This window comes from Methylibium sp. (assembly GCF_013817365.1).
Classification (GTDB): domain Bacteria; phylum Pseudomonadota; class Gammaproteobacteria; order Burkholderiales; family Burkholderiaceae_C; genus Methylibium.
In genome coordinates, this window is record NZ_JACDCU010000338.1 from 1 (window position 1) to 4525 (window position 4525).

At 68.5% G+C, this 4525-nt stretch carries 6 protein-coding genes; 1 reads left to right on the plus strand and 5 read right to left on the minus strand.

Going from position 1 to position 4525, the window contains the following annotated elements; genetic code table 11:
- The 4 genes from H0W38_RS17090 to H0W38_RS17105 form a co-directional block, all read right to left on the minus strand.
- The coding region (locus tag H0W38_RS17090; protein WP_292456268.1) for a molybdopterin cofactor-binding domain-containing protein at window positions 1–695 on the minus strand (695 nt) is incomplete at its 3' end.
- A complete protein-coding gene (locus H0W38_RS17095; protein ID WP_292456270.1) occupies window positions 692–1222 on the minus strand; it encodes a (2Fe-2S)-binding protein in 531 nt (176 codons plus the stop codon). The genes H0W38_RS17090 and H0W38_RS17095, both read right to left, overlap by 4 nt.
- 64 nt (window positions 1223–1286) lie before the next feature.
- Window positions 1287–2045, minus strand: coding sequence for a class II glutamine amidotransferase (locus tag H0W38_RS17100; protein ID WP_292456272.1), 759 nt, complete (start codon window positions 2043–2045; stop codon window positions 1287–1289).
- Window positions 2046–2149: 104 nt separating this feature from the next.
- A complete protein-coding gene (locus tag H0W38_RS17105; protein WP_292456274.1) occupies window positions 2150–3055 on the minus strand; it encodes a LysR substrate-binding domain-containing protein in 906 nt (301 codons plus the stop codon).
- A gap of 151 nt (window positions 3056–3206) precedes the next feature.
- Here H0W38_RS17105 and H0W38_RS17110 point away from each other — a divergent pair, with 151 nt between their 5' ends.
- Window positions 3207–4019 (plus strand): class II aldolase/adducin family protein, encoded by an 813-nt coding sequence (locus H0W38_RS17110; RefSeq protein WP_292456276.1) that lies wholly within the window; start codon window positions 3207–3209, stop codon window positions 4017–4019.
- Between the two features lie 74 nt (window positions 4020–4093).
- On the opposite strand, the gene H0W38_RS17115 is transcribed toward H0W38_RS17110, so the two are convergent.
- Window positions 4094–4525 (minus strand): FMN-binding negative transcriptional regulator (locus H0W38_RS17115; RefSeq protein WP_292456279.1); only part of this gene is annotated, 432 nt, incomplete at its 5' end.

Genomic DNA, 4525 nt, shown 5'->3' on the forward strand with positions numbered 1-4525 from the left:
GGCACGGCGCGGCCGATCAGCGTCCAGGCGCTGCGCGGCTTGACCGTCACGTCGCCCGCCGGCGTGGCTGCGGCAGGGCGCGCGAGTTCGCCGAAATGCGCCTGCGGCCCGGAGTCGTGCAGCACGCGGCCGGCGCGCACGGTGATCTCGTTCTTGGGCAGCTTCCACTTCAGCGACGCGGCGCCGACCAGTTGCGCGCGCGCGGTGGCCGCCGCCAGGCGCAGCGGCTCCCAGGAACCGGCCACGCTGGTCGAGGCACCGGTCACGGTGATGCCGAGTTCGCGCACCAGCTTGCGCACCATCCACTCGCTGGCGCGCACGGTGCGCGTGCGCTCGCCCGGCTCGCGGTCGCGCGGATGGAAGGGCAAGGCGCCGACGAACATCGCCACGTTGCCGTAGATCGCGTCGCTGCCGGCGTCGAACAGGCGAATGCGGTCCAGGCCGATGTCCATCTCTTCCGCAACCAGCGTGGCCAGTGCGGTGTGCACGCCCTGGCCCATCTCGCTCTTGTGCATGGCGAGCTGCACGCCACCGTCGGGTTCGATGCGGATCCAGCCGTTGAGCGCCACGCCGCCTTCGCCCTGCGACAGCAACTCGCGCGAACCCAGCCGCGAGCGCGGCGGCAGCACGCCCCAGCCGACCACCAGGCCACCGCCGATCGCAGCCCCGCTGAGCAGCAGGGTGCGCCGCCTCATGCCTTGAACACCAGCGGCTGCGGTTTGATGCGGCGCGGCAGGCGGCGCACCGGCGGTGCGGGCGAGGGTGCGAGCGCTTGCGCGGCGCTGTGAATCGCGGCGCGCACGCGCGGGTAGGTGCCGCAGCGGCACAGGTTGGTCATGGCCGCGTCGATGTCGGCATCGGTCGGCTTCGGGTTCCTGGCGAGCAGCGCGGCGGCGGCCATCAGCATGCCGCTCTGGCAGTAGCCGCACTGAGGTACCTGATGCTCCACCCACGCTGCCTGCAGCGCATGCGGCGCGACGGCGCTGCCCAGGCCTTCGATCGTTTGAACGGCCCGGCCCTGCACGGCAGAGAGCGGCGTGACGCAGGAGCGCACGGGCTCGCCGTCGAGCCGCACGGTGCAGGCGCCGCACGCGGCGACTCCGCAGCCGAATTTGGTGCCGGTGAGGTGCAGCACGTCGCGCAGCACCCACAGCAGCGGCATCGAGGGCTCGGTGCTGCCTTCGGGAAGGCGCGAAACGCGGCCGTTGATGAGCAGGTCCATGAGGGTTCTAGAAAGCTGACGGCATTGTGGCGCGATGACCTTTTCCTTCGCCTCTGCTGAGTGCTCAGCAAGCCAGTGGTACGCCGCCCTGGAACACCTTCAACTCGCCCGCCGCAAACGCCTGCCAAGCCTCGTCGGTCGTGAGCGGTTCGGTCACGATGACCGCCACCCGATCCTCCGGCGTCGTCAGCTCCGCGAAGTTGACCGTCAGGTCTTCGTCCTGCAGCCGCGCGTGCTTGAACGGATGCTGCCGCACGAGCCAGTGCAGATGCGTCGACGCATGCGCCCACAACGCATCGCCGTTGCTGAGCAGGAAGTTGAAGCTGCCGTGCGCGGCCAGCGGTGCGGCCAGCTCGCGCAGCGTTTCGGTCAGATGCTGCACGCTCGGCAGCGAAGCATGGTTCTTGGCCAGCTCCTGCAGCAGCCAGCACAGGGCGCGCTCGCTGTCGGTATCGCCCACCGGGTGGAAGGCCGCATGCAGCTTGGGATGAAAGTCCTTCAGGTCGCCGTTGTGCGCGAACACCCAGTAGCGCCCCCACAGCTCGCGCACGAAAGGGTGCGTGTTCTCCAGCGCCACGCGGCCCTGCGTGGCCTTGCGGATGTGGGCGATGACCTGCCGGCTGCGGATCGGGTAGCGCTTGACCATCGCCGCCACCGGCGACGTGTTGGCGCTCGTGTGATCGACGAAGCAGCGCACGCCCGGCCCTTCGAAGAAGGCGATGCCGAAACCGTCCTTGTGCTCGGCCGCGCGCGTGGCGAAGCCCGTGAAACTGAACACGATGTCGGTCGGCGTGTTGCCGTTCATGCCGAGAAGCTGGCACATGGTGGCGGGTGGTGCTGAGGCGGCGAAGAAGACGTGCGCAGTATCGCAAGGGCCTGCAAGGATGCAGATGCAGGCGAGGAGTTCCGACCCCGTGCGCAGCCTCTTCAATCGCCGCGCGCGTCGGCGGCCATCTCGGCACCGAGCCACTCCCGAAACGCCGCGATCTCGCGACTGTCACGCTCGGCCTTGCGATAGCACAGGAAATGCATCTCGCGTTCGATGCGCCGAAAACCCGGCCCGTCGAGCACCACGAGTTCGCCGCGGGCCAGCTCGCCTTGCGCGAAACGCGTCGTCTCGAGCGCGATGCCCAGGCCGTCGGCCGCGGCGGCGATGGCGAGCGATCCGCGGTCGAACGAGGGCCGCGCCCGGTCTGTCAGCTTGAGCCCGTTCAAGGCGCACCAGTCGGCCCACTGCACGGGGTTGAGCGGTGACTCGATCCAGGTGAACTGCGCGAGATCGGCCGGGGCGATCGGGCCGCGCCCGTCGATCAACCGCGGCGAGCACATCGGCATCGTGATTTCCCGGCCCAGCGCCTCGACCACCACGCCCGGCTGCGCTGGCGGCAGGCCGTAGGCGATGTCGAGGTCGATGTCCTCAACGCGTTGCAGGTCGGCCGGCTCGGCGCTCGACGACATGCGGATCGTGATGCCCGGATGCGCCTGCATGAAGTGCGCGAGCCGCGGGCTCAACCACTTGGCCGCGAAACTCGGCGCGCAGTGCACGGCCAGCTCCAGCTTCTGCTCGGGCGCACGCAGTTCCGCGCAAGCCTCCTCGATGCAGTCGAACGCGGGCGTGAGCCTGTCGAGCAGACGCTGCCCCTCCGCGGTGAGCGTGACGCGCCGCGTCTGCCGCACGAAGAGCGGGCGGTCGAACCACGACTCGAGCGACCGCACCTGGTGGCTGATGGCCGAGGGCGTCTGGTGCAGTTCTTCGCCGGCACGCCTGAAGCTGCCCAGGCGCGCCGCGGCCTCGAAGGCGCGCAGGGAAAAGAAGGAGGGCAAACGTCGCATCGGTGATTCGTCGCAGAGCAAACGCGGGTCGAGCATAGGTGAATCGAAATCACCCGTTGGTGAAAAGCCGTCGTTTGTCAGCCGCGATGGCGTTTCGCATCATCCCTGTCTCGCAGGACGCTTCTGCCCGACCTTCCCAGGAGACAAAACCATGCTCGACACCGCCAAGCGCATCTCCGTGTACCAGCCCGAACAGCTCGGCCTCAAGTACCCCGAGATCCCGGTATTCACCACGCTGGCGCAGGAGCGCCAGCACCGCAAGGAACGTCTGGCCGCGGCCTGCCGCGCGTTTGCATTGGAGGGCTTCGACTACGGCTTCGCCGGCCACCTGACCGTGCGCGACCCGGAGCGCCCGGATCTCTACTGGACCAACCCGATGGCGGTGCACTTCTCGCAGGTGAAGGTGTCCAACCTCATCCTCGTGGACCACGACGGCAAGGTCGTCGAGGGCGACTACGCCGTCAACCGCGCCGGCTTCGTGCTGCACGCCGCCGTGCACGAGGCGCACCCGGACATTCTGGCGATGTGCCATGCGCACACGGTGTACGGCGTCGCGTTCGCCGCACTCGGCAAGAAGCTCGAGCCGATCACCCAGGACGCGGCCGTGTTCTTCGAGGACCACGTGGTCATCGGCGACGAAGCCGGCCAGGTGGCCGTGGAGACCAAGGCCGGCAACAAGGTGGCCAATGCCTTTGCCGGCGTCAAGGCCGCCATTCACCAGAACCATGGCCTGTTGACCGCCAGCCGCCACAGCATCGACGCCGCGGCCTTCTGGTTCATCGCGCTCGAACGCTGCTGCCAGCAGCAATTGATGATCGACGCCACCGGGATCACGCCCAAGCTCGTGCCGCCGGAGCGCGCTCGCTACAGCCGTGAGCACGTGGGCAGCGAGTACATCGGCTGGCTGCACTTTCAGCCGGTGTACGAACAGCTTGCGCAGACGCAGCCGGACCTGTTCCGCTGATATCGGACGCCTTGACGGGCGCCATCGTGGGCCGTGTTCGTGTCGAAGAAGACCACGACCACGAACCGCCGAGATCAGCCGTTCGCGCCCCGGTCCACGTGCCGCTGCACCAACGCCGCCATTTCGGTGGACTCGGCCTCATTCCGCTCCAGCAGCCCCGCGACCACGCCGGCCCGATCGGCCGCGGGGCGGTTCTGGCTCACCTTCCATTTGCCGAGCAGCCGCGTGATCGGAATCTCGATGCCGACGATGGCCTGCAACTGCCGGTCGATGAAATCGGCCGGCGCGGCCGACACCTGCCAAGGCTGAGCCCGTGCGGCTTCGTGCGTCTTCGTCAGCCGGCTGACGAGCGCGAGCAACCAGTCGCGGTCCTCGATGGCGCGCGGCATGCCGTGCGCATGCACAACAGCGTAGTTCCACGTCGGCACTACCTTGCCGTGCTCGCGCTTGCTCGCATACCAGGACGGCGTGATGTAGGTCTGCGCACCCTGGAAGACCACCACCGA

Excerpts from the sequence above, each read along its gene's own strand:
- H0W38_RS17095 (WP_292456270.1), bottom strand. The coding sequence starts at position 1,222 with ATGGACCTGCTCATCAACGGCCGCGTTTCGCGCCTTCCCGAAGGCAGC.
- H0W38_RS17100 (WP_292456272.1), bottom strand. The coding sequence starts at position 2,045 with ATGTGCCAGCTTCTCGGCATGAACGGCAACACGCCGACCGACATCGTG.
- H0W38_RS17105 (WP_292456274.1), bottom strand. The coding sequence starts at position 3,055 with ATGCGACGTTTGCCCTCCTTCTTTTCCCTGCGCGCCTTCGAGGCCGCG.
- H0W38_RS17110 (WP_292456276.1), top strand. The coding sequence starts at position 3,207 with ATGCTCGACACCGCCAAGCGCATCTCCGTGTACCAGCCCGAACAGCTC.